Origin of the sequence: Streptomyces canus, from assembly GCF_001514145.1 — a bacterium.
Lineage (GTDB): Bacteria > Actinomycetota > Actinomycetes > Streptomycetales > Streptomycetaceae > Streptomyces > Streptomyces canus.
In genome coordinates this window covers 1-24550 of record NZ_KQ948665.1, presented here as the reverse complement: position 1 = coordinate 24550, position 24550 = coordinate 1, and the positions used below count along the sequence as shown (strand labels likewise).

The 24550-nt window shown below is 71.0% G+C and carries 16 protein-coding genes; 10 read left to right on the top strand and 6 right to left on the bottom strand.

Annotated features, from left to right (window positions below; all coding sequences use genetic code 11):
• Nucleotides 1-80 precede the first annotated feature (80 nt).
• The gene (locus tag AQJ46_RS29060) at nucleotides 81-1313 is read right to left on the bottom strand and encodes a L,D-transpeptidase (protein ID WP_059208627.1); all 1233 of its coding nucleotides are present in this window, start codon (nucleotides 1311-1313) and stop codon (nucleotides 81-83) included.
• Between the two features lie 319 nt (nucleotides 1314-1632).
• Between AQJ46_RS29060 and glgX the strand changes: the two genes are divergently transcribed.
• Nucleotides 1633-3870 carry a glycogen debranching protein GlgX gene (gene glgX / locus AQJ46_RS29055; RefSeq protein ID WP_059208394.1) on the top strand — a complete coding sequence of 746 codons (2238 nt, stop codon included), beginning with the start codon at nucleotides 1633-1635 and terminating at the stop codon, nucleotides 3868-3870.
• Between the two features lie 28 nt (nucleotides 3871-3898).
• Here glgX and AQJ46_RS29050 read toward each other — a convergent pair whose 3' ends face one another.
• The 4 genes from AQJ46_RS29050 to AQJ46_RS29035 are packed head-to-tail and all read right to left on the bottom strand — an operon-like array spanning nucleotide 3899 to nucleotide 7433.
• Entirely contained in the window at nucleotides 3899-4537 is a 639-nt protein-coding gene (locus tag AQJ46_RS29050) for a response regulator (protein ID WP_059208393.1), read from the bottom strand.
• Nucleotides 4527-5771, bottom strand: a complete 1245-nt coding sequence (locus AQJ46_RS29045; protein ID WP_059208392.1) for a sensor histidine kinase — start codon at nucleotides 5769-5771, stop codon at nucleotides 4527-4529. Before AQJ46_RS29045 ends, AQJ46_RS29050 begins: the two co-directional genes overlap by 11 nt.
• A 25-nt stretch (nucleotides 5772-5796) precedes the next feature.
• On the bottom strand, nucleotides 5797-6531 hold the full coding sequence (locus tag AQJ46_RS29040; protein WP_059208391.1) for an ABC transporter permease: 735 nt from the start codon (nucleotides 6529-6531) through the stop codon (nucleotides 5797-5799).
• Nucleotides 6528-7433: an ABC transporter ATP-binding protein gene (locus tag AQJ46_RS29035; protein WP_059208390.1), complete on the bottom strand. Its 906-nt coding sequence runs from the start codon at nucleotides 7431-7433 to the stop codon at nucleotides 6528-6530. Before AQJ46_RS29035 ends, AQJ46_RS29040 begins: the two co-directional genes overlap by 4 nt.
• Before the next feature lie 183 nt (nucleotides 7434-7616).
• Between AQJ46_RS29035 and AQJ46_RS29030 the strand changes: the two genes are divergently transcribed.
• From AQJ46_RS29030 to AQJ46_RS29000, 7 genes are all read left to right on the top strand, one after another.
• Nucleotides 7617-9413 carry an ABC transporter ATP-binding protein gene (locus AQJ46_RS29030; RefSeq protein WP_059208389.1) on the top strand — a complete coding sequence of 599 codons (1797 nt, stop codon included), beginning with the start codon at nucleotides 7617-7619 and terminating at the stop codon, nucleotides 9411-9413.
• On the top strand, nucleotides 9410-11269 hold the full coding sequence (locus AQJ46_RS29025) for an ABC transporter ATP-binding protein (RefSeq protein WP_059208388.1): 1860 nt from the start codon (nucleotides 9410-9412) through the stop codon (nucleotides 11267-11269). Before AQJ46_RS29030 ends, AQJ46_RS29025 begins: the two co-directional genes overlap by 4 nt.
• A gap of 16 nt (nucleotides 11270-11285) precedes the next feature.
• Nucleotides 11286-12977 carry an ABC transporter ATP-binding protein gene (locus tag AQJ46_RS29020; RefSeq protein ID WP_059208387.1) on the top strand — a complete coding sequence of 564 codons (1692 nt, stop codon included), beginning with the start codon at nucleotides 11286-11288 and terminating at the stop codon, nucleotides 12975-12977.
• Nucleotides 12974-14752 (top strand): ABC transporter ATP-binding protein, encoded by a 1779-nt coding sequence (locus tag AQJ46_RS29015; protein WP_059208386.1) that lies wholly within the window; start codon nucleotides 12974-12976, stop codon nucleotides 14750-14752. Before AQJ46_RS29020 ends, AQJ46_RS29015 begins: the two co-directional genes overlap by 4 nt.
• 236 nt (nucleotides 14753-14988) lie before the next feature.
• Nucleotides 14989-17046 (top strand): M4 family metallopeptidase, encoded by a 2058-nt coding sequence (locus AQJ46_RS29010; RefSeq protein WP_057616247.1) that lies wholly within the window; start codon nucleotides 14989-14991, stop codon nucleotides 17044-17046.
• A gap of 291 nt (nucleotides 17047-17337) precedes the next feature.
• Nucleotides 17338-19005, top strand: coding sequence for a M4 family metallopeptidase (locus tag AQJ46_RS29005; protein ID WP_059208385.1), 1668 nt, complete (start codon nucleotides 17338-17340; stop codon nucleotides 19003-19005).
• 71 nt (nucleotides 19006-19076) lie between these two features.
• The gene (locus AQJ46_RS29000; protein ID WP_059208384.1) at nucleotides 19077-19586 is read left to right on the top strand and encodes a DUF1990 domain-containing protein; all 510 of its coding nucleotides are present in this window, start codon (nucleotides 19077-19079) and stop codon (nucleotides 19584-19586) included.
• 30 nt (nucleotides 19587-19616) lie between these two features.
• Here AQJ46_RS29000 and AQJ46_RS28995 read toward each other — a convergent pair whose 3' ends face one another.
• Nucleotides 19617-22235 (bottom strand): glycosyltransferase family 1 protein, encoded by a 2619-nt coding sequence (locus AQJ46_RS28995; RefSeq protein WP_059208383.1) that lies wholly within the window; start codon nucleotides 22233-22235, stop codon nucleotides 19617-19619.
• A gap of 292 nt (nucleotides 22236-22527) precedes the next feature.
• On the opposite strand from AQJ46_RS28995, the gene AQJ46_RS28990 reads away from it, so the two are divergent.
• Together AQJ46_RS28990 and AQJ46_RS28985 are read left to right on the top strand one after the other, a co-directional pair.
• A complete protein-coding gene (locus AQJ46_RS28990; protein WP_059208382.1) occupies nucleotides 22528-23736 on the top strand; it encodes a S8 family peptidase in 1209 nt (402 codons plus the stop codon).
• 211 nt (nucleotides 23737-23947) lie between these two features.
• Nucleotides 23948-24550, top strand: a 603-nt coding sequence (locus tag AQJ46_RS28985) for a maltotransferase domain-containing protein (protein ID WP_159064059.1), incomplete at its 3' end; no start/stop codon positions are given.

Sequence of the window (24550 nt, the reverse complement as noted above, 5' to 3'; positions counted from 1 at the left end):
TTTGAGCATCGTGTGAGCCCAAGGTCACCATTCCGTCCCAACTTCAACGGAAAGTTGGGCCGACCCGCCCCCCTGCCGGGTTACTTCACCGCACTGCCCGCCTTCCACTCCTTCCAGCCCATATTCCATCCTCCGAGTCCATTGTCGGGAGCGACCTTTTTGTCATTGCTGTGGACGACCTCGACGACGTCCCCGACCAGGCTGCGGTCGAAGAACCAGCCCGCGGGTGTGTCCGAGCTGCCGCCCTTCACGTCCCTGAGGCCCACACAGCCGTGGCTGACATTGATCCTGCCGGGGGCGGTGGGCGCCCAGTAGTTGCCGTGCAGGAAGGTGCCGGAGTCGGTCAGACGCAGGGCGTGCGGGACGTCCGGGATGTCGTACTCGCCGCCGAAGCCGACCGTGCGGCTGTTCATCCGGGTCACCTCGAGCATCTCGGTGATGACCATCTTGCCGTTGTACGTGGTCGTCTTCGGGGCGCCCGCGGTGATCGGCACGGTGGCGAGCAGTTCACCGTCCCGTCTGACCTGCATGGTGTGCCGGGCCGCGTCGACGAGGGAGATCTGGCTGCGTCCGACGGTGAAGGAGAAGGTCCGGTGCTGGAGGCCGTAGACGCCCGACGCCCCTTGCACATCACGGAGTCGGAGCGCGACCGTCACACGGGTGCCGGGCGTCCAGTAGCGCTCGGGACGGAAGTCGAGGCGGCCGTTGCCGAACCAGTGCGGGCGGATCTCGACGGGCGGCTTCGAGGTGACGTGTACGGCGCGTTCGACGGCGGCGCGGTCCTCGATCTCCCGGTTGAACTCCACGGAGACGATCATCCCGGTGCCGACGGTGGAGCGGTTCTCGGGGCTGACGTACCCGATGAAACGTTCCTCGGGGACATAGGTGGTGAACGTCGTGTGCCGGGCCGAGCGGCGGCCGTGTGCGTCCAGGGCGACCGCGTCGACGGTGTACTTGGCGGCCAGCGCCAGCTGCGCCTCGTCGGGTTCCCAGCGCAGGCCGTCCTCCGAGATGCGCCCGGGCACCGGGAAGTCCTGCGCGTCCTGGGACTTGACGACGGTGACCGACTCGAGGCGTCCGCTGGGGACCCGGACCCGCAGCCTCTCCTCGGGCGGCACGCCCTTGGTGCCGTCGTCGGGCGCGACCCTGATCACGTCCTCGGGGGCGGGAGGCTTCCCGAATCCGCCGACACCGCCGATCCCGCCACCCCCGTCCGCCGTACAGCCGGCGACTCCGGCCAGCAGTCCTGCCCATGTCATGACGGCGGCCAGAACGGCCCCTGCGCGCCGAGCGCGCCCTAGTCTCTGCCTCACACCCAGCCCAACGACCGGGCCCACCCGGGGAAACGTGAGGTCGGCGGCCACAGACACGTCCACTCTTTGGCACTACGGCACCACGGACGCGCCCCTCGGGATCGCGAGGAACTGCGCCACCGGACGTACACCGCCCCGCAGCCGCCTCACAACCTGACCTGGCATATCCTCGGGCGCCCGGCCCAAGCAAACGCAGCGAAACGTGAGTGCGAGGCAAGCGCTGGGCAGAACAGTGGGGAGAACGACGCGAGGGGGTGTCGCGGCCGGGACGCCGTGCGCCCTTTTCCGCGTTGCTCCATGAGCCGTGGGAGGCCGACCGGTGTCCAGCGCAGCCGAGCAGGAGGCGGTGACCGAAGCCGCCGAGGAGCGCCCCGCCGCGCTGGTGAACGGCGCGCAGCGCAAGGCGCCCGCCGCACCGGTGTGGCCCGGGGCGCCGACGCCGCTGGGCGCCCGGTTCCGGGTCGGTCCGGACGGGGTGGCGGGAACCAACTTCGCGCTGTGGGCGGGCGGGGCCGAGGCGGTCGAGCTGTGTCTGTTCGACGCGGCCGGCAAGGAGACCCGGGCCCGCCTCACCGAGCTCACCCACGAGATCTGGCACGGCTTCGTGCCCGGTGTCATGCCCGGCCAGCGCTACGGCTTCAGGGTGCACGGCCGCTGGGACCCGTGGACCGGCGGCCGCTGGAACCCCTCGAAGCTGCTCCTCGACCCGTACGCCCGCGCGGTGGACGGCGACTTCAGCCTGCCGCCCGAGGTGTACGGCCATGTCCGCGACTGGCCCCAGCAGCAGGTCGCGGACACCGTACGGGACGACCGGGACTCGGCGCCGTACGTCCCGAAGGGCGTGGTCGTCCACGATGACGACGACTGGGCCGAGGACCGTCGCCCGAAGACCCCGTGGGCCGACTCGGTGATCTACGAGGTGCATGTGCGGGGGTTCACCGCGCTGCACCCCGGCATCCCCGAGGAACTGCGCGGGACGTACGCCGGGCTGGCGCACCCGGCCGCGATCGAGCACCTCGTGAAACTCGGCGTCACGGCCGTGGAGCTGCTCCCCGTCCACCAGTTCGCGCACGAGGACCACCTGCTGCGGCGCGGCCTCAAGAACTACTGGGGCTACAACTCGATCGGCTACTTCGCGCCCCACGCGGCCTACGCGGCCTCCGGTACGACGGGTCAGCAGGTCGGCGAGTTCAAGCGCATGGTGCGCGCACTGCACGCCGCCGGGATCGAGGTCATCCTCGACGTGGTCTACAACCACACGGCGGAGGCGGGTGAGCTGGGGCCCACGCTGTCCCTGAAGGGCATCGACAACCGGGGGTACTACCGGTTGCAGTCCGACGCCCGGCGCTACGCGGACTACACGGGCTGCGGCAACACCCTGCACGTGGTCCAGCCGCATGTCCTACGGCTGATCACCGACTCCCTGCGCTACTGGGTGACGGAGATGGGCGTGGACGGCTTCCGCTTCGATCTGGCCGCCGCGCTGGCCCGTTCCATGCACGACGTCGACATGCTGTCCCCGTTCCTCGCGGTGATCGCCCAGGACCCGGTGCTGCGGCGCGTGAAGCTGATCGCCGAGCCCTGGGACGTGGGCTCCGGGGGCTACCAGGTGGGCGCCTTCCCGCCCCTGTGGACGGAGTGGAACGACCGCTATCGCAACGCCGTACGGGACTTCTGGCGGGGCGCCCTGCCGGACGTCCGGGATCTCGGGTATCGCCTCTCCGGTTCCAGCGACCTGTACGCCTGGGGCGGGCGCCGACCGTACGCCTCGGTCAACTTCATCACCGCGCACGACGGTTTCACCCTGCGGGACCTGGTGTCGTACGAGCGGAAACACAACGAGGCGAACGGCGAGGGCAACCGGGACGGCACGGACGACAACCGGGCCTGGAACTGCGGGACGGAGGGGGAGACGGACGACGAGCGGGTACGGGCGCTCAGGCGGCGGCAGTTGCGGAACCTGCTCACCACGCTGCTGCTGTCGACGGGCGTGCCGATGCTGGTCGCCGGCGACGAGCTGGGCCGCACCCAGCGCGGCAACAACAACGCGTACTGCCAGGACAACGAGATCAGCTGGGTGGACTGGGGTCTGCTGGAGGACCCCGGCTGGAAGGCCCTGTTCGCCCTCACCGCCCGGCTGATCGAACTACGCCATCGGCACCCGGTGCTCAGGCGCCGGGCGTTCTTCTCGGGGCGGGCGCACTCCGCGGACGGCCTGCGCGACCTGGCCTGGTTCACGGCTCGCGGCGCGGAGATGACGGAGCGGGACTGGTACGCCCCCGCCGGCACGCTCGGCATGTATCTGTCGGGACGGGACATCCCCGGCCGGGACGAACGCGGCGCGCCGATCGTGGACGACAGCTTCCTCGCCGTCCTGCACGCCGGGGACCGGCCGGCGAGCTTCCTGCTGCCGGGGCCGCCGTGGGCGGAGCGGTACGAGGTCGTCGTCGACACGTCGAGGGAGGAGCAGGAGGAGGCGCCGGGGGTGGTTCATCGGGCGGGGGCGTCGATCACGGTTCCGGCGCGCGCGGTGCTGCTGCTGCGGGTGGCCGGGTGAGACGACAGGACCGCGCCGGCCTGGCCGGCTAGCCGAGGATGCCCCGCTCGTACGCCGTCGCGACCGCCGCCGCGCGGTCCTTGACGCCCAACTTGGCGTACAGGTGGGTGAGATGGGTCTTCACGGTCGCCTCGCTGATGAACAGCTCGCGGGCGATCTCGCGGTTGGACGTGCCTTTGGCGACCAGGGCCAGCACCTCGCGCTCACGGGCGGAAAGAGGCTCGTTGCCGGGGACCCTGGGGGCGCGGACAGCGGAGACCAGGCGGGAGGCGACGGCCGGGGACAGGACCGTCCGGCCCGCCGCCGCGGCCCGCACGGCCGTGAACAGCTCGTCGCGCGGGGCGTCCTTGAGGAGGTAGCCGGTCGCACCCGCCTCGATGGCGGGCAGGGTGTCGGAGTCCGTGTCGTACGTCGTCAGGACGAGGACCTTCGCCCGGGCCCGGGCGCGGGTCAGCTCGCGGATGGCGTCCACCCCGCCCCCGCCCGGCATCCGCAGGTCCATCAGGATCACGTCGGGATCGAGAGCGGTCGCCCGCTCGACGGCCTCGACGCCGTCGGACGCCTCGCCGAGGACGGTGAAGCCGGGCGCGGACTCGAACATGCCGCGCAGACCGTCCCGTACGACGGGATGGTCGTCGACGATCAGCACCGAGATGTCACTGGTCATGGCGGACCAACGGTACGCGAGCCGACAGCGCGGTGCCGTGGCCCGGTTCGGACTCGACGGTGAGGGAGCCCGCGATGCGTTCGGCGCGGGCCCGCATGCCGTCGAGTCCGAAGCCGCCGGTGCGGGAGCGGGGCGCAACGGCGAGGGGATCGAAGCCGACCCCGTCGTCGCGGATGTCGAGGATGACCTCGTCGCCCAGGAAGGTCAGGGTGACGCCGAGGCGGCCGGCCCGGGCGTGCCGGGAGGCGTTGGAGAGGGCTTCCTGGGCGATGCGCAGGAGGGTGGCCGAGAGCTCGTCGTGAAGGTGCTCGGTTGTTCCGGCGACGGTGAACTCGGCGCGGATTCCGGTCCGTTCGCCCCAGTCGGCGACCGTGTTCTTCAGGGCCTGGGGCAGCCCGTCGTGCTCCAGCGCCACGGGGGCGAGGTTGTGCACCGAGCGGCGGGCCTCGCCGAGGCTGTGCCGGGCGAGGTCCATGGCGCGGTGGACGTGTTCCCGGGCCTGGCCCTCGTCGGGCGTGTTCGCGACCACCTGGAGCTGGGCGATGATGCCGGTCAAGCCCTGGGCGAGGGTGTCGTGGATCTCGGCGGCGAGCCGCCGGCGCTCGTCCGCGACGCCCGCTTCCCTGGCCTGGACGAGGAGTTGGGCGTGAAGGGCGGCGTTCTCGTCGAGCGCCTGTTGCAGGGCCTCGATGGTCGAGGTGCGCTCGCGGGAGCGCTGCTCCTCCTGCTCGGTGATGTGGGCGACCACCGACTGGAGGCCGAAGTTGGCGGCCAGGAGCGCGGAGAACCCGAGCCACTGGGCCGTGCTGTCCGGCATCAGCCCGCCGGCCTGCGCGCCCGCCACGGTGACCGCGCTCGCGAACAGTCCGAGCCGCCGCCACAGGCCCGGGATCAGCTCGTCGGCGTCCATGTAGCCGGTGGCGGCGTAGAACGCGAAGAACGGGTTGAGCCAGGTCAGCACGAAGGCGATGGCCCAGCGCACGGCGTAGTACACGGTGCCGGCCCGGGAGGGGCTGCGGCCGCGCCTGACGCGGCGGTGCCGGGTGCCGTGCCACCACGTCTGGAGGACGATGGCGGCGACGACCATGGCCCCGACGAGATACCAGTCGACGGGACCGTCCATGATGCCCGCGGAGACGACCGCGAGGACGACACTCGTGCCGAGCAGCCCGTACGGTCCCCAGACGTGCAGCCGTTCCCAGTACCGGTCGATCCTGGCGTCCGACGCGTTCATCTCCCCAGTCTGCACGGCCCGTCCCTCACTCCCAGCGGAACCAGCGCGACGCGGCGGCCGTGAGCAGCACCGTCCACACGACGAGCACGCCCAGGTGGGTCCAGCCCGGCCAGTCGCCGGCCGCGGCCCGGTTCAGGGCCTCGGCGGCCGCGCCGAACGGGGTGTACCCGACGATCCGGGCGAGGACGTCCGGCATGGTCTGCACCGGCGCCCACACGCCCGCGCAGAACATCGACGGGAAGAACACGGCGGACCCGATGGCACCGGCGATCTTCGTCGTCCGGGACAGCGCGGAGATCACCGCGCCCAGCGCGAGGGCGACCAGCACGGCCGGCACCAGGGCCAGCAGGTATCCGGCCGGCTGCTCGGGCAGTCGTACGGCGAAGGCGAACCGCCCGACGAGGAGGGCGAGCAGCGCGGATGCCAGGGCGGCGCCGCCGTAGACGGTCATCTGCGCGGTGAGCAGGGCGGTCGGGCGGACCGGGGTGGTGGACATGCGGCGCAGGATGCCGCGCTCGCGGTAGCCGGTGAGGGTCTGTGGCATGGACTGCAGGCCGCCGACGATCAGACCGAGGAGCACGGCCACCGGGACGTAGACGTCGATGGTCCTGAGGCCGCCGAGGTCGGCCTCGTGGTTCCGGAAGGACGGGATCGAGCCGAGGATCACCAGGAGCAGGGTCGGGAACAGCAGGATCCAGAAGAGGGCGCCCGGTTCGCGGCGGAAGAGTCGGACCTCGGTCCGCAGTACGGCGGTGTTCATGCCGTGGCCTCCTGGGTCAGGTCGAGGAAGGCGTCGTCGAGGGTGGCGTCGACGACACGGAGCTGGTGGGCGGTGACGTGCCGGCGGGCGAGCAGGGTGATCACGGCGTTCACGGTCTCGTCGGTGCCGGACAGGGTGAGGCGGCCGTCCCGGTCCTCGATCGAGGCGAGGCCGGGCAGCGTGTTCAGGTCGTGTGCGTCGAGCGGGGCGGACGGGGTGAAGCTGATGACGGTGGCGCCCGCCGAGCGGTGGATGAGGCCCGCCGGGGTGTCCAGGGCGGCGATCCGGCCCTTGTCGATCACGGCGATCCGGTCGCAGAGCCGCTGCGCCTCCTCCATGAAGTGCGTGACGAGCAGGACGGTGACGCCGTTCGCGCGGATGTCCTCGATGAGCTCCCAGGTGTCGCGGCGGGCCCGCGGATCGAGGCCGGTGGTCAGCTCGTCCAGAACGACGACCCGGGGGTTGCCGACGAGCGCGAGCGCGATGAACAGGCGCTGCTTCTGGCCACCGGAGAGCTTGCCGAACCGGGTCGTGAGCTTCTGGGTGAGCCCCAGGCGCTCGGCGAGCGGGCGCCAGTCGAGGGGCTTGTCGTGGAACGCGGTGTACAGCTCCAGGGCCTCGCGGACGGTGAGCTTGGCCTGGAGTTCGCTCTCCTGGAGCTGGGCGCCGAGAACGCGGGCCACGCGCGCATGGTCGGCGACGGGGTCGAGACCGGTCACCCGCACGCGGCCCGCGTCGGGAATCCTCAGACCCTCGACGCACTCGACGGTGGTGGTCTTCCCGGCGCCGTTCGGGCCAAGAATTCCAAAAATCTCGCCCTCCTCGACGGCGAAGGAGACACCGTCGACGACGGCCCGGCCGCCGTAGGACTTGCGCAGTTCGCTGACTTCGATGACGGACATGGCATCAGCGTCCCGGGACGGACCCCGTCGCCACATCGCCCGTCGCGCTCGACCCGGCATCAACCGATCGGTGGATGCGGCCGTACGACCCCTCGAACATGCAGGTCGTAGGTCCAGCGGCCGATTGAGGTCCGGCCAAAACTCGGTGGGCGTTGTCAGTGCCGGTCCGTAGGCTCGCAGCTGATGTCCACGACACGTGCAACCACCAAGGACCGATCGGCGGCAAGGACCCTGCTGCGTCTGTGGCCGTATGTCCGGCCGGCCCGCGCGCGGCTGGTCACCGCCGCGTTCGTGGCGGTCCTCGCCTCCTGTACGGGGCTGGTGATCCCCCTCGTCCTGAAGTGGATGGTGGACGGCCCGGTCGCCGACGGGGACACCGCGGGCGTATGGCTCGGCGCGCTGTACCTGCTGCTGCTCGGGTTCGCGGAGGCACTGCTGTTCGGCCTGCGGCGATGGCTGGTGGCGAGACCGCTCTCGCACGTCGAGGCGGAGATGCGGGCGGGCCTGTACCGGCACCTCCAGCGCCTCCCGGTGGCCTTCCACGACCGCTGGGCGTCCGGCCAGCTGCTGTCCCGGGCCACCACGGACCTCATGCTCCTGCGTATGTTCCTCGCCTTTCCGCTGACGTTCCTGCTGGTCAACAGCGTGACGATCACCGTTGGCGTGATCATCATGCTGCTCCAGGACTGGACGCTCGGGCTGGTGATCCTGGGTCCGGCCATCCCCGTGGTGATCACGTGCATGGTCTTCGAGAAGCGGTACCACCATGTGGCGCGGCTCGCCCAGGACCAGGTCGGCGACCTCACGACGGTCGTCGAGGAGAGCGTGCTCGGCATCCGGATCATCAAGGGCTTCGGCCGCCACCGTTCCCAGGCACGGGCCTTCCGTGAATTGTCCGGGAAGCTGCGGGGAACCGAGCTGCGCAAGGCGGGGCTGCTGGCCACGATCTGGGGCGTCATCACCACCCTCCCCGAGGTGGCCATCGGGGCCGCGCTGGTTCTGGGCTGTGTACAGGTGGCCGACGGGGACTTGTCGGCGGGCACGTTGGTGGCCTTCCTGTCGACGGCACTTGCGCTCAGGTGGCCGGTGGAGTCGATCGGCTTCCTGCTGGCGATGACCCAGGAGGCGGCGACAGCGACGGAGCGCTACTTCGAAGTGATCAATGAATCACCGGAGCAGGAAGACGCGCCCCGCAGGGGCGCGGGGAACGGCGCGACGAGCCCCCACCGGCCCGCAGCCGACGACGGCATGCTTTTCTCCGCGGTCTCGTTCCGCTATCCCGACGCACCGGCGAGCTCACCCCCCATCCTCGACCGTATCGACCTCCACATCCGCCCCGGCGAGTCCATGGCCCTGGTCGGCACGACGGGCAGCGGCAAGACGACCCTCACCGCCCTCGTCCCCCGCCTGCACGAGGTGACATCCGGCCACATCACCCTGGACGGCGAGGACATCACCGCCATGTCCAGAGAAGAGCTGCGCTCAAAAGTCGCCGTCGCCTTCGAGGAACCCACCCTCTTCTCGGCCAGCGTCAAGGACAACGTCCTGCTGGGCATGGACGAACAGGAACTGGACCGCGCCCTCGCCGTCGCGCAGGCGGACTTCGTACACGCCCTCCCCCACGGCACCGACACCCAGGTCGGCGAACAGGGCCTCAGCCTCTCCGGTGGCCAGCGCCAACGCCTCGCCCTCGCCCGGGCCGTGGTCGGCAAGCCCAGGTTCCTCGTCCTCGACGATCCCCTGTCCGCGCTGGACGTGCACACCGAGGCCGCCGTGGAGGCCGCGCTGCGCGACGTCCTCGCGGACACCACGGCGCTCATCGTGGCGCACCGCCCCTCGACCGTGCTGCTCGCCGACCGCGTCGCGCTGCTGTCCGACGGCCGTATCACCGCCGTGGGCACCCACCACGAACTCCTGCGCACGAACGCCGAGTACGCCCACCTCATGTCCGGCACCGGGGAAGCGGAGGACAACCGATGACGGCCCCCACCACCAAGGCCCCCACGGCGGACGACGAACCGGAACTCCCCCGTCACGAGGACGCGGTGGACGCCTTCGACCGCGACCGGCTGCCCACTCCCCCGCGCGCCACCTCCCTCCTGCTGCGCTCCCTGCTCGCGCCGATGAAAGCGCGGGTCACCCTCACCACGTTCCTGCTGCTGCTCCAGCAGGCGGCCGTACAGGCGGGCCCGCTGCTGGTCGCGTACGCCATCGACCGCGCGGTTCCGGCGTTCCGGGACCACGACAACGGCCCGCTGATCGCGGTCGGCGCCGGCTATCTGCTGTCCGCGCTGGCCTCCGGCGGGCTGCAGTACGCGTTCATCCTGGTCTCCGCCCGCGTCAACCAGGACGTGCTGCTCGACCTGCGCGGCCGGATCTTCCGGCACGCGCAGGCGCTGAGCATCGACTTCCACGAGCGGTACACCTCGGGCCGGCTCATCTCCCGTTCGACGACGGACGTGGAGTCGCTGCGCGAACTGCTCAATGAGGGCCTGCAGGAACTCGTCACCGTCATCCTGTCCTTCCTCTACATCTCCGCCCTGCTGCTCTGGCTGGATCTCGCCCTCGGCGCGGTCGCGGTGGCGTCCTTCGTGCCGCTGTACCTGCTCGTGCGGGGTTACCGGCGGCGCGCGGGCCGGGTGTACCGGAAGCGGTCGACCGCGATCGCCGCCGTGATCGTCAAGTTCGTGGAGACGATGAACGGCATCCGGCCGGTGCGCGCGTTCCGCCGCGAGGCGGCCAACGACGCCGACTTCGCGGTGCTGAACAAGCGGCACGAGCGGGTCAACGGCGACGCGCTGCTGGAGATGGCCCGCTATGTCGTCACTTCCCGGCTGGTCGCCAACACCGCCGTCGCGGGAATCGTACTGTGGGGCGCCTACCGGGTGGCGCAGGACTCGTTGGAGCTAGGTGTACTGGCGGCGGCGGTGCTGTATCTGCGGCGGCTGTACGACCCGATCGACCGGCTCGGGATGTTCCTGAACTCCTATCAGTCGGCGGCGGCCTCCCTGGAGAAGATCGCGGGCCTGCTCGCCCAGACCCCGACCGTGCCCGAGCCGGTGACACCCAGGCAGCTCCCGGCCCTCGAGTCGCAGCACCCCGGCCGCGAGGTCGTCTTCGACGGCGTCCGCTTCGCCTACCGCACCGGCGGCGAGGTGCTCCCCCGCTTCGATCTGACCCTGCCCGCAGGGCAGACGGTCGCGGTGGTCGGCTCGACCGGCGCCGGAAAGTCGACGCTCGCCAAACTCCTCGCCCGTTTCTACGACCCCTCGGACGGCCGCGTCCTCCTGGACGGCGTGGACCTTCGCGACCTCGCCGTGCCCGAACTGCGGCGCGGAGTGGTCATGGTGACGCAGGAGGCGTTCCTGTTCTCCGGCACGGTCGCCGAGAACATCGCGATCGGCCGGCCGGACGCCACCCGCGAGGACATCGAGCAGGCGGCGAAGGCGATCGGCGCGCACGACTTCATCAGCGCCCTGCCCGACGGCTATGACACGGACGTACGCAAGCGCGGCGGCCGCATCTCGGCGGGGCAGCGCCAACTGGTGGCGTTCGCGCGGGCGTTGCTCGCCGATCCGGCCGTCCTGATCCTGGACGAGGCGACCAGCTCGCTCGACATCCCGGGCGAGCGCGCCGTACAGCGCGCGATGGCGACGGTCCTGAAGGGCCGTACGGCCGTGGTGATCGCGCACCGGCTGTCGACCGTGGCGATCGCCGACCGGGTGCTGGTCATGGAGCACGGCAGGATCGTCGAGGACGGCACACCGGCCGAACTCGTCGCGGGCACGGGCCGGTTCGCGGATCTGCACCGGGCCTGGCGGGACAGCCTGGCGTGAATCGACAGGGGGACAGGTGATCGACGCGTACGAGGACCCCGGCACGCCCGACGTCCGGGGCGGCTGGCGGTATCTGTGGTGGCTGGTCCGCTGCCAGCCCGGGCGGTCGGTCGCCGGGGCGCTGCTGGGCAGCTCCTGGATGGTGCTGCTGGCGGCGACGCCGTATCTGATGGCGAAGGCGATCGACGAGGGCCTGGAACCGGGCGACTGGGCGGCGCTCGCCGGCTGGTGCTTCGCCCTGTTCGCGGTCGGCTCCTTCAACGCCTGGCTGAGCATCATGCGGCACCGCACGATGACCCGGGTACGGATGGACGCCAACTTCCGCACGGTCAAGGTGGTCGTCGGGCAGGCGGTCCGCCTCGGCGCCGCCCTCTCGCGCCGGACCGGGGCCGGGGAGGTCGTCACGATCGGTGTGGGCGACGTGCAGACGATCGCCCAGTCCCTGACCGTCGTCGGCCCGGGCGTCGGCGCGTGTGTCGCCTATCTGACGGTGGCCGCCCTGCTGGTCGCGGTCTCCCCGGTGCTCGCGACCGTGGTCCTCCTCGGCATTCCGGCGATCGTCCTCCTCGTGGGCCCGTTCCTGTCCCGCCTCCAGGGCGCCGAGACGGAGTACCGCGACCGCCAGGGCGTCCTCACCTCCCGCATCGCCGACCTCGCGGGCGGCCTGCGCGTCCTCAACGGCCTCGGCGGCAAGGGCCTGGTGGCCGACGCCTTCCAGCGCGACAGCCGGCACCTGCAAGCGCAGGGCTACCGGGTCGGCGCGGTCACCAGCTGGGTCCAGGCCCTCGGTGTGGGCCTGCCCACCCTGTTCCTCGCCGTGGTGACCTGGCTCGCGGCCCGCCTGGCGGCCCAAGGGGAGATCACCGTGGGCGAGTTGGTCGCGGTGTACGGCTATGTCGCGGTCCTGGTGGGCCCGGTGGCCTTCTGGGTGGAGTGCGGCTACCAGCTCAGCCGGGGCGTGGTGGCGGCGAGGAGGGTCGTACGGTTCCTGCGCCTGGAGCCCCTGGAGGACCGGGGGACGCGAGACGCTCCCGCAGAGCCCTCGGTTCTGCACGACCCGGAGTCGGGGGTGAGCATCCGCCCGGGCCGCCTGACGGCACTGGCCTGCGCGCGCCCTTCGGACACGGCGACGGTCCTGGACCGCCTGGCCCGGTACACCCCCTCGCAGGCGACCTGGGCCGGAGTCCCCCTGGACGAGATCCGGCTGCACCGGATCAGAGAGCACATCCTGCTGGCGGACCACGAGGCGGACCTGTTCGCGGGCACACTGCGCGAGGTGATCACGGGTGCGGACTCCGACCCCACGGCCGCCCTGCACGCAGCCGTGGCGGACGACATCGTGCAAGCCCTCCCCGACGGCCTCGACTCACCGATGGACGCCCAGGCCCGCAATCTCTCCGGCGGCCAACGCCAACGCATCCGGCTGGTGAGGGCCCTCCTCGCCGACCCGGAAATCCTCCTGGCCATAGAACCCACCTCCGCCCTGGACGCCCACACAGAAGCCCTCGTGGCCAAGCGCCTGCGCGAGACCAGGGAAGGCCGCACCACAGCCGTCACCACCACCTCCCCCCTCGTCCTCGACCACGCCGACACGGTCCTCTACTTGGTCGACGGCAAACTCGCGGCGACCGGCACGCACCAGCAACTCCTCACCGAGGAACCGGGATACCGCGCCCTGGTCGCCCGAGACGCGGAGGTCATGAAATGAGCAGGGGTCACCTCCCGGTCGCCGACCAGGCCACCGTCCGGCGCGCGTCCGTCCGGCTGATCCACAAAGACGCCCGCGCCTTCACCGCCGTACTCGCCCTGAACGCACTCGCCGCCGTCAGCGGCCTGGCCGGCCCGTGGCTGCTCGGCCGGATCATCGACGAGGTGCGTGCCGGTGAGGGTGTGGCCGCGGTGGACCGGCTCTCGCTCGTCCTCGTCGTGTGCGCGAGCACACAGCTCCTCCTCGCCCGCTGGGCCCGCTACGTCGGTCACCGCTTCGGCGAACGCACCCTCGCCCGCGTCCGCGAGGAGTTCGTGGAGCGCACCCTGGCCCTGCCCGCCTCCGTCGTGGAACGCGCCGGGACCGGTGACCTCACCGCCCGGGGCACCGCGGACGTCGCGGCCGTCGGCGCCACGCTCCGCGACGCGGGACCCGAACTCCTCATCAACTCCTTGCAGTTCCTGTTCCTGCTGGCCGCGGTGTTCTTCCTCGATCCGCTGCTCGGTGTCGTCGGCGTGTTCGGTCTGCTGCCCATCTGGTTCGTCGTGCGCTGGTATCTGCGGCGGGCGAGGGACGGCTACCTGGCCGAGGGCGCCGCCACCTCCGACGTCGCCGAGATCCTCGCGGCCACCGCGTCGGGCGCCCGCACGGTCGAGGCGCTCCGACTCGAGGAGCGGCGCGTCCGGGCGAGCCGGGACGCCCTCGACACGGCCCGCCGCACCCGCCTCTACACCCTCTACCTGCGCAGTGTGTTCTTCCCGGTGGTGGACGTCTCTTACGTCCTGCCCGTGGCCGGTGTACTCATGGTCGGCGAGGTGCTGCACGCGCAGGACATGCTGAGCCTGGGGTCGGTCGTCGCGGCTGCCCTGTATCTGCGTCAGATGGCCAACCCCCTCGACCAGATCCTGATGCGGGTCGAGCAACTCCAGTCCGGCAGCGCCTCGTTCGCCCGTGTGGAGGGCCTCGCCGCGGCCCCGCGAACGTCCGTCGAGGACTCCCCCGCCCCCGCCGACGACCGCATCGACGTCACCGCCGTGCGCTACTCCTACGGCCGCGGCGGCGAGGTCCTGCACGGCGTCGACCTGACCGTGCGCCCCGGTGAGCGCCTGGCCGTCGTGGGCCCGTCCGGCGCCGGGAAGACCACTCTGAGCAGGCTGCTCGCGGGTGTCGACGCGCCGACTTCCGGCTCGGTGACCGTCGGCGGGGTCCCGGTCGTCGGTCTCGACCCGGAGCAGCTGCGCCGCCAGGTGGTCCTGGTCACCCAGGAGCACCACGTCTTCCTGGGTACGGTCCGCGACAACCTCCTCATCGCCGAACCCGGCGCCCGGGACGAGGAGTTGTGGGCCGCCCTGGCCGCCGTGGGAGCCGACGGGTGGGTGCGGGAGCTGCCCGCGGGGCTCGACACCGCGCTCGGCGAGGACGGCTGCCGTACGGACGGTCCGCAGGCGCAGCACCTCGCCCTGGCCCGGGTGGTGTTGGCGGACCCGCACACCCTGATCCTCGACGAGGCGACCGCGCTCCTCGATCCCACGACCGCCCGGCACACCGAGCGCGCCCTGGCCGCCGTACTCGAAGGACGCACGGTCATCGCGATCGCGCACCGGCTGCACACCGCGCACGACGCGGACCGGGTGGCGGTGATGGAGGACGGCCTGCTGACCGAGCTCGGTACGCATGAGGAGCTGGTGGCGGCGGACGGGGCCTACGCGGCGCTGTGGGGGTCGTGGCACGGGGACCGGCCCTCGGTGTCCGACCAGGGTGGAAAGTCCGTATAGCGAACATGAACTCCCGGACAACGAACGATTTCCGGCCAAGTTCCTGACGCGCTCCTGACAGTACGGGCTTTCCGGTGCCAGGCTTCCCACGGCCGCTTCACAGCAACCTCACAGATCTCTCGCTGTGTTCTGATCCGCGGCCACCTGCACCTCGTTCCGCGTACCGCCCGGACGGTCGACCCACCGTCCGGTCTCCCCTGGCCGCGCGATCCGCGGCCGCGCAGAAGGAGTCAGTGTTGAGAGCCAGTTCCTCCCACAGACGCACCCCCCGCACCCCCCACTCCCTGCACCGCAAGGCCGCTGCCGTGGCCCTCGTCGGTGTCTCGGCCCTGATCGCCGCGGCCGTCCAGTCGGGCGCCGCCACCGCAGCCCCGGAGAAGGCACCGTCGGCCGCGAGCAAGGTGATCCCGGGCGCCGAGTCCCTCAAGCTCACCCCCGCCCAGCGCGCCGAGCTGATACGCGAGGCGAACGCCACCAAGGCGGACACCGCCAAGGACCTCGGCCTGGGCGCCAAGGAGAAGCTGGTCGTCCGTGACGTCGTCAAGGACGGCGACGGCACGCTTCACACCCGCTACGAGCGCACCTACGACGGGCTGCCCGTCCTCGGCGGCGACCTGGTCGTGGAGACCGCGAAGTCCGGGGCGACCGAGGCTGTCGTCAAGGCCACCCAGAAGGCCATCAGGCCCGCCACGACCACGGCCGCGCTGCCCGCCGCCAAGGCCGAGACGCAGGCCCTGAAGGCCGCCAAGGCGGCGGACGCGAAGACCCCCGACGTCAACCGCGCCCCGCGCAAGGTCATCTGGGCCGGCAACGGCACGCCGACCCTGGCGTACGAGACGGTCGTCGGCGGTCTCCAGGAGGACGGCACGCCGAACGAGCTGCACGTCGTCACGGACGCGGCGACCGGCGCGAAGCTCTACGAGTACCAGGCCATCGAGACCGGCACCGGCAACACCATGTACAGCGGCACGGTCACCCTCGGCACCACCCAGTCCGGGTCGACGTACAACCTGACCGACGGGGCGCGCGGCGGCCACAAGACGTACAACCTCAACCGCGGCACCTCCGGGACGGGCACCCTCTTCTCGGGCCCCGACGACATCTGGGGCAACGGCAGCGCGTCCAACACGGAGACCGCGGGCGCCGACGCGCACTACGGCGCCGCGCTCACCTGGGACTACTACAAGAACGTGCAGGGGCGTTCGGGTATCCGCGGTGACGGTGTCGGGGCGTACTCCCGGGTCCACTACGGCAACAACTACGTCAACGCGTTCTGGTCGGACAGCTGCTTCTGCATGACGTACGGCGACGGCTCGGGCAACACCCACCCGCTGACGTCGATCGACGTGGCCGGTCACGAGATGACCCACGGCGTCACGTCGAACACCGCGGGACTCAACTACTCGGGTGAGTCCGGCGGGTTGAACGAGGCGACCTCCGACATCTTCGGCACGGCCGTCGAGTTCTACGCCAACAACTCCTCCGACGTCGGTGACTACCTCATCGGCGAGGAGATCGACATCAACGGCGACGGCAGCCCGCTGCGCTACATGGACCAGCCGAGCAAGGACGGCGCGTCGTACAACAACTGGACCTCCGGCATCGGATCGGCCGACGTGCACTACTCGTCCGGCCCGGCGAACCACTTCTTCTACCTTCTGTCCGAGGGCAGCGGCGCCAAGACCATCAACGGCGTCAGCTACAACTCGCCCACCGCGGACGGCCTTCCGGTCACCGGCATCGGCCGGGACAAGGCGGAGAAGATCTGGTTCCGCGCGCTGACCACGAAGTTCACGACCACGACCAACTACGCGGGCGCCCGCACCGGCACCCTCGCGGCGGCGGGTGAGCTGTACGGCACCACGAGCGCCGAGTACACGGCCGTGGCGAACGCCTGGGCGGGCGTGGCGGTGGGCTCGCGTCCCGGCGGTGGCGGCGGTGGCGGCACCTCGTTCGAGTCGACCACCGACGTATCGATTCCGGACAACGGGGCGGCGGTCAACTCGCCGATCACCGTGTCCGGCCGCACGGGCAACGCGCCCTCGAACCTCGCGGTCGCGGTCGACATCGTGCACACCTACATCGGTGACCTCCGGGTCCAGCTGATCGCCCCGGACGGTACGGCGTACACGCTGAAGGCGTACGGCACCGGCGGCAGCACCGACAACCTCAACACCACGTACACGGTCAACGCCTCCTCCGAGGTGGCCAACGGGACCTGGCAGTTGCGGGTGCAGGACAACGCGGCCCAGGACACCGGCTACATCAACAGCTGGAAGCTCACCTTCCCGTAGGCCGGCACGAGCGACAGGCACACGGACAGGCGCCGCCCCGGTGGTTCGACTCCCCGGGGCGGCGCCCTCTTTTGCCATCCCATGACTGACGGCTTGTTGGGGCTTTGCCCAGGTCAACTGGGTTTACATCGCTGCAATATTCACCCGTTGGTCGACTTTCGGCCAACATCACTTGAGGGTCATGACATGTACGCGCCTTGATGCCACGCTTCCTCACAACCGCCGCACAACTTCACAACCACCCCGGTAGGCAACCCCACGCCCTCCGGGCTCCCCCACGAAGGAGCTTGTGTGACCCCCCTCTACGCGCGTCACAAGCGCACCACTCTGGCCATCGCCACCGCTGTCGCGGCCGGAGCCCTGCTCACCACCGGTCTGACCACCGGCAGCGCCGCCGCCGTGACCCCGGCGGAAAGCTCCGGCAAGGCCGCCCCCGCGGGTACCCCGGTCCAGCTGTCCGCGGCCGCGCGCACCTCGCTCATCAAGGAGCAGCAGGCCGAGGCCGGCTCCACGGCCCAGGAGATAGGCCTCGGCTCCAAGGAGAAGCTGGTCGTCAAGGACGTCGTGAAGGACGCCGACGGCACGGTCCACACCCGCTACGAGCGCACCTACGACGGCCTGCCCGTCCTCGGCGGCGACCTGGTCGTCCACGAGTCGAAGTCCGGTGCGACCGAGGGCGTCTCCAAGGCGACGAAGGCCACCATCAGAGTCTCCTCCCTGACCCCGAAGGTCACCGTCGCCAAGGCCGAGAAGCAGGCGGTGACCATCGCCAAGGCCGCGGGTTCGGACAAGACCGCGGCGGACGGCGCGCGCAAGGTGATCTGGGCCGGCTCGGGCACCCCCGTCCTCGCCTACGAGACGATCGTCGGCGGCTTCCAGGACGACGGCACCCCGAACCAGCTGCACGTCATCACCGACGCCGCCACCGGCAAGAAGCTCTTCGAGTACCAGGGCATCGAGAACGCGACCGGCACCGGCAAGAGCCTGTACTCGGGCACGGTCAGCCTGGAGACCACCCTGTCGGGCTCGACGTACCAGCTGACCGACGGCACGCGCGGCACCCACAAGACGTACAACAAGTCCCACGGCACCAGCTCGTCCGCGGGCACCCTGTTCACGGACGCCGACAACACGTGGGGCACCGGGGCCGCCTCCAGCTCCACCACCGACCAGACGGCGGCCGTCGACGCCGCCTACGGCGCGGCGGAGACCTGGGACTTCTACAAGTCCACCTTCGGCCGCAGCGGCATCAAGAACAACGGTGTCGCGGCCTACTCCCGGGTCCACTACGGCAACGCGTACGTCAACGCGTTCTGGGACGACAGCTGCTTCTGCATGACGTACGGCGACGGTGAGGGCAACGTCAGCCCGCTCACCTCGCTGGACGTGGCGGGCCACGAGATGAGCCACGGCGTCACCTCGAACACGGCGGGCCTGAACTACTCCGGCGAGTCCGGTGGCCTGAACGAGGCCACCTCGGACATCTTCGGCACGGGCGTGGAGTTCTACGCCAACAACTCCAACGACGTCGGTGACTACCTCATCGGCGAGGAGATCGACATCAACGGCGACGGCAGCCCGCTGCGCTACATGGACAAGCCCAGCAAGGACGGCGGCTCGGCGGACTCCTGGTCCTCGTCGGTCGGCAACCTGGACGTCCACTACTCCTCGGGCGTGGCGAACCACTTCTTCTACCTCCTCTCGGAGGGCAGCGGCGCCAAGACGATCAACGGCGTGTCCTACAACTCGCCGACGTCCAACGGCTCCACGGTCACCGGCATCGGCCGCGCCAAGGCCCTGCAGATCTGGTACAAGGCGCTGACGACGTACTTCACGTCGACGACCAACTACAAGTCGGCGCGCACGGGCACGCTCTCCGCGGCGTCCGCCCTGTACGGCTCCACCAGCACCGAGTACAAGGCGGTGGCCGCGGCCTGGTCCGCGGTCAACGTGAGCTAGTGGTCCCGAGGGACTGACGGGCGGTACCCGGAACGAAGGCATGTCCGGGTGCCGCCCTACTCTTGGGTCCCATGTCCTTCACGTACGACGACGTCGGCGCGACCCGGCGGAGCGGCTTCTGCCCGCCCGGCTTCCACCCCCTGCACGTGCGCACCCGCATAGGGGAGGGTCACGACGTCTTCCAGAAGGCCTCCGAAGCGGTCCTGACCTGGGAGATGCACCGCGCCCTGGGCGTGGGCATCGACGCCACCGCGGACCGCGCGGCCCCCGACGTGGACGTCACGGTCACCCTCGCGGGCGTCATCAGGGCCCCCTGCCGAGTCGTCTGGACGATCGAGGAACACCGCCGCGCGGGCTGGGCCTACGGCACGCTGACCGGCCACCCCGAATCCGGCGAGGAGTCCTTCGTCGTCGACCGCACGGGCGACGGCACGGTATGGCTGACGGTGTCGGCATTCAGCCGCGCCGCCAAGTGGTACTCCCGAGCAGGCGGCCCGGCTACACGGGGCTTGCAGCACGCGTATGCGCGGAAGTGCGGGACGGCGCTGCGGAAGCTCTGCGGCGGGGAGGACGCGGGCTGAGCCGAGAAGCCCGGCCCGCGCTCCCGCGGTTCACCGCATGAGCACCCCGGCCCCCTCCACCACCTCCTCCGAAGGCACCGCCACCACCCCCAGCTCCGCGCCCGACGCCAGCAGTCGGTGTGAGGGCAGGATGCGGACCGTGTAGCCGAAGGGGCCCGTGCGGTCCAGCGACAGGGGGCCCTCGTAGACCCACCGGCCCTCCGGGTCCGGGCCGCCGACCGACTTCAGCGGGACCGTCGCCGCGTCGGCGATGCGGTCCTCCTCGTCGACGCGGCCGGAGACCGCCTGGATCTCCACGTCGTCCGGGCCCAGGGCGCCTAGGCCCACGTGGACCCTGAGGCCCAGTGTGGTGCCGAGTTCGGCCGTGGTCGTCGCGGCCGTGGTCTCCACGTGGTCGACCGTCACCCCGTGCCACTCCGACCGCACCCGGGACTTCCACTCCGCGAGCTCGCGCGCCACGTCCGGGGTCATCGTGCGGTGGGCGTGGGCCGCGGGGGCGTAGAGGCGTTCCACGTACTCGCGGACCATGCGGCCGGCCAGGACCTTCGGGCCGAGCAGGGTGAGCGTCTGGCGGACCATCTCGATCCAGCGGTCGGGGAGGCCTCCCTGGCCGTGCTCGTAGAAGCGGGGGGTCACTCGCTGTTCGAGGAGTTCGTAGAGGGCGTCGGCCTCTATGTCGTCACGGCGGTCGGGGTCGGTCCCCACGCCGTCCGCCGTCGGGATCGCCCAGCCGAAGTCGGGCTGGAACCACTCGTCCCACCATCCGTCCAGGACGGAGAGGTTGAGGCAGCCGTTCAGCGCGGCCTTCATCCCGCTCGTGCCGCAAGCCTCCAGCGGCCGCAGCGGGTTGTTGAGCCAGATGTCGCAGCCCGGATACAGCTTCTGCGCCATCGCCATGCCGTAATCGGGCAGGAAGACGATCCGGTGGCGGACCCGTGGGTCGTCCGCGAACCGCACCAGCTCCTGGACCAGGCGTTTCCCGCCGTCGTCCGCCGGGTGCGCCTTGCCCGCCACCACGATCTGGATCGGGCGTTCGGGGTGCAGCAACAGGTCCATCAGCCGGTCGCGGTCCCGCAGCATCAGGGTCAGTCGCTTGTACGAGGGGACGCGGCGCGCGAATCCGATCGTGAGGACGTCGGGGTCCAGCACGCCGTCGATCCAGCCCAGCTCCGCCGTACCGGCGCCGCGTTGCCGCCAGGACGCCCGCAGCCGGTCCCGTACTTCCACCACCAGCTGCTCCCGCAGAGAACGGCGCAGGTCCCAGACGTCCTGGTCGGGGATGTCACCCACGGCGTCCCAGCGGTCCGAGCCGCCGACGGTCAGCGCGTCCTCGGTGCGCTGGGCGCCGATCTGCCGGGCACCGAGCCGGAACACCTCGGGCGCGACCCAGGTCGGGGCATGCACCCCGTTGGTCACGGAGGTGATCGGCACCTCCTCGGGGTCGAATCCCGGCCAGAGTCCGGAGAACATCTCCCGGCTGACCTGCCCGTGCAGCAGCGAGACGCCGTTGGCGCGCTGGGCGAGGCGCAGGCCCATCACGGCCATGTTGAAGAGGTTGGGTTCGCCCCCGGGGTAGGTCTCCATGCCGAGGGCGAGGATCCGGCCCACGTCCATGCGCGGGAGCTCGGCGTCGGCACCGAAGTGCCGGGCGACCAGCTCCCGGTCGAAGCGGTCGATGCCGGCCGGGACGGGGGTGTGCGTGGTGAAGACGGTCCCCGCCCGGACCGCCTCCAGGCCGGCGTCGAAGTCCAGCCCCTGGTCACAGAGCTCGGCGATCCGCTCCAGGCCGAGGAAGCCGGCGTGCCCCTCGTTGGTGTGGAAGACCTCGGGGCCCGCGTGGCCGGTCAGCCGGCAGTACGTCCGTACGGCGCGGACGCCCCCTATGCCCAGCAGCATCTCCTGGAGCAGACGGTGTTCGCTGCCGCCGCCGTAGAGCCGGTCGGTCACCCCGCGTTCGCCGAGGTCGTTCTCCTCGACGTCGGAGTCCAGCATCAGCAGGGGCACCCGGCCGACCTGGGCGAGCCAGATCCGGGCGTGCAGCTGCTTGCCGCCGGGAAGGGCCAGCGACACCTGTGCGGGGGTGCCGTCGGCCTCCCTCAGCAGTGCCACCGGGAGTTCGTTGGGGTCCAGGACCGGGTAGTGCTCCTGCTGCCAGCCGTCCCGGGACAGGGACTGGCGGAAGTAGCCGTGGCGGTACAGCAGACCGACGCCGATCAGCGGTACGCCCAGGTCACTGGCCGCTTTCAGATGGTCGCCCGCCAGGATGCCCAGACCGCCGGAGTACTGCGGCAGGGCGGCCGTGACACCGAACTCGGGCGAGAAGTAGGCGACGGCGGCGGGGAGTTCACCGGTGTGGGTCTGGTACCAGCGCTCCCCGGTGACATAGTCGTGGAGATCGTCGGCGACCGCGGTGAGCCGGCGCAGGAAGCGGCGGTCCTCGGCGAGCTCGGCGAGCCGCGCGGGCCGCACGCTGCCGAGCAGCCGTACGGGATCACCGCCCGACGCGGCCCAGTGCTCCGGATCGACGGACTGGAAGAGGTCGCGGGTCTCCGTATGCCAGGACCAGCGCAGATTGCGCGCCAGGTCACTCAGCGGCCGGAGGGGCTCGGGCAGTACGGGTCGGACGGTGAATCGACGGATAGCCTTCACTTGCCACCTCAGCGCGTTCGCTGGAGGACGCACGGCGGTGTGCGTCGTCGTCTCCGACAACGGTATCGGCGTTGATGTCGCCCGTGGTGGGGGTGCGCCCCTGGACCGGTCCGGAAATCACCGCAACCTCCCCACGTCCCCCATAGCCGATATGGCCGATTCCACCCCCGCAGGCGTCCTTGTGGTACTTCACACCGCACGAGAGGCTTCCCCATGGCGTGCCGGCCCGGCGCCGGGTGCACCCGGCGGACCGCGGCTGCCGTACGCCGAGCTGAGGAGGGGAACTCAAGCCATGGCACGGACGCGAGATCGGCGTCTGCGCTGGGTGGGGGGCCTGACCGCGGTGAGCTGTGCTGCCGCACTTTCGGCCATCACCCTGCCCGCGCACGCCGCACCGATGGGGCGGATACTCGGCGCCGGAGAGCCCGGTTCCGTCAGCGGGAGTTACCTGGTGACACTCAAGGGGGGAACGAAGGCTCCGTCGGCGACCGGAAAAGGCCTCGCCGAGAAGTACGGGGCGAGAATCAGCCATACCTACGGCACGGTACTCAACGGTTACGCGATCCGGGCCGACGAGAGACAGGCCAGGCGGCTCGCGGCGGACTCACGCGTCGCCTCGGTCGTCCAGGACACCAGGGTGACCCTGGAGCGCACCCAGAGGAAACCCCCGTCCTGGGGCCTGGACCGCGTCGACCAGCCGAAGCTGCCGCTGGACAGGTCCTACACCTCGCCGGAGTCCGCGGGCGCCGGGACGACGGTGTACGTGATCGACACCGGCATCCGGATCTCCCACCAGGACTTCGGGGGCCGGGCCGCCTACGGCTGGGACTTCGTCGGGGGCGACAGATCGGCGGGGGACGGCAACGGCCACGGCACCCATGTGGCGGCCACCATCGCCGGTACCGGGTACGGCGTCGCCAAGGGGGCGAAGGTGGTAGCCGTACGCGTTCTCGACAACAAGGGGGCGGGCACGACCGCCCAGGTCATCGCCGGTATCGACTGGGTGACGAAGAACGCGCGGAAGCCGGCGGTCGCCAACCTCAGCCTGGGCGGCCCCCACAACGCCCAGCTGGACGCCGCCGTCCGCACCTCCATCGCGTCCGGGGTGACCTACGCGGTCGCGGCGGGCAACGACGGCCTGCCGGCCGGGCTCTACTCGCCCGCCGACGTACCGCAGGCGATCACGGTCGGCGCGACCGACCCGAAGGACGCCAGGGCGGGCTTCTCGAACTACGGATCCGCCCTCGACCTGTTCGCACCAGGAGTCTCGATCACCTCCGCGGGCATCACGAGCGACACCGCCAGGGCGACCTACTCGGGTACGTCGATGGCGACCCCGCACGCGGCGGGCACGGCCGCGCTGTACCTCGCCGGCCATCCGAAGGCCACTCCGGCGCAGGTCGGCAAAGCACTGGTGAAACTGGCGGCCTCCGGGAAGGTGTCCGGTCGGGGGGCGGGTTCACCGGACAAACTTCTCCAGGTGCCCGGTTCCCAGGGGTAAGCGTCCGCAAGGCGGCCCCGTTCGGCTGGAACGGGGCCTGTTTTGTGTAAAGACATACGCGTGAGTAGTTAACAAAGTGCTGGATTGCCTACCCGAATAGGGTGGGAAGGCTCCTGCGGTACACGGCTCAGGTAGGTTCACCGGTACGCCACGCAGGACCCCCTCCCCACATCCATCCGCCCACCCAAAGTTGACGCGGACAGGAGCGGTCATGCCCGCCACGCACCATTCGTCAGCACCCCCGACGTCCAGCACCGACGCGTCCACCACGCGTCCCGTCGACCCCGGACCACCGCGCCAGGAGCGACCCTCCACCCCAGCGGTACCGGCTCCGGCCCTCGGGCGCATACCCGTCCTCGACGTCCGTCCGGTCGTCCAGCGCGGACGCCGGCCCGCCAAGGCGGTCACCGGCGAGACGTTCGAGATCTCGGCCACCGTGTTCCGTGAGGGCCATGACGCGGTCGCCGCGAATGTCGTACTGAAGGATCCGGAAGGCCGCGCCGGACCGTGGACCCCCCTGCACGAACTGACCCCTGGCACCGACCGCTGGGGCGCCACCGTCACCGCCGGCAGCCCTGGCCTGTGGACCTTCACCGTCGAGGCCTGGGGCGACCCCGTCACCACCTGGCGGCACCACGCCCAGATCAAGATCCCGGCGGGCATGGACACCGAACTGGTCCTGGAGGAGGGCGCCCGGCTCTACGAGCGGGCCGCCGCCGGCGTGCCCGACGACGGCCGGAACGGCGTGATCCTCGCGGCCATCCGCGCCCTCCGCGACGACACCCGGCCCGCCGCCGCCCGGCTCGCGGCCGCG

Bases quoted from the DNA above. Each gene is read 5' to 3' on its own strand.
- AQJ46_RS28990 (WP_059208382.1), top strand. From the start codon at position 22,528: ATGGCACGGACGCGAGATCGGCGTCTGCGCTGGGTGGGGGGCCTGACC.
- AQJ46_RS29050 (WP_059208393.1), bottom strand. From the start codon at position 4,537: ATGACCAGTGACATCTCGGTGCTGATCGTCGACGACCATCCCGTCGTA.
- AQJ46_RS29000 (WP_059208384.1), top strand. From the start codon at position 19,077: ATGTCCTTCACGTACGACGACGTCGGCGCGACCCGGCGGAGCGGCTTC.
- AQJ46_RS29045 (WP_059208392.1), bottom strand. From the start codon at position 5,771: ATGAACGCGTCGGACGCCAGGATCGACCGGTACTGGGAACGGCTGCAC.
- AQJ46_RS29015 (WP_059208386.1), top strand. From the start codon at position 12,974: ATGAGCAGGGGTCACCTCCCGGTCGCCGACCAGGCCACCGTCCGGCGC.
- AQJ46_RS29040 (WP_059208391.1), bottom strand. From the start codon at position 6,531: ATGAACACCGCCGTACTGCGGACCGAGGTCCGACTCTTCCGCCGCGAA.
- AQJ46_RS29030 (WP_059208389.1), top strand. From the start codon at position 7,617: ATGTCCACGACACGTGCAACCACCAAGGACCGATCGGCGGCAAGGACC.
- AQJ46_RS29035 (WP_059208390.1), bottom strand. From the start codon at position 7,433: ATGTCCGTCATCGAAGTCAGCGAACTGCGCAAGTCCTACGGCGGCCGG.
- AQJ46_RS29025 (WP_059208388.1), top strand. From the start codon at position 9,410: ATGACGGCCCCCACCACCAAGGCCCCCACGGCGGACGACGAACCGGAA.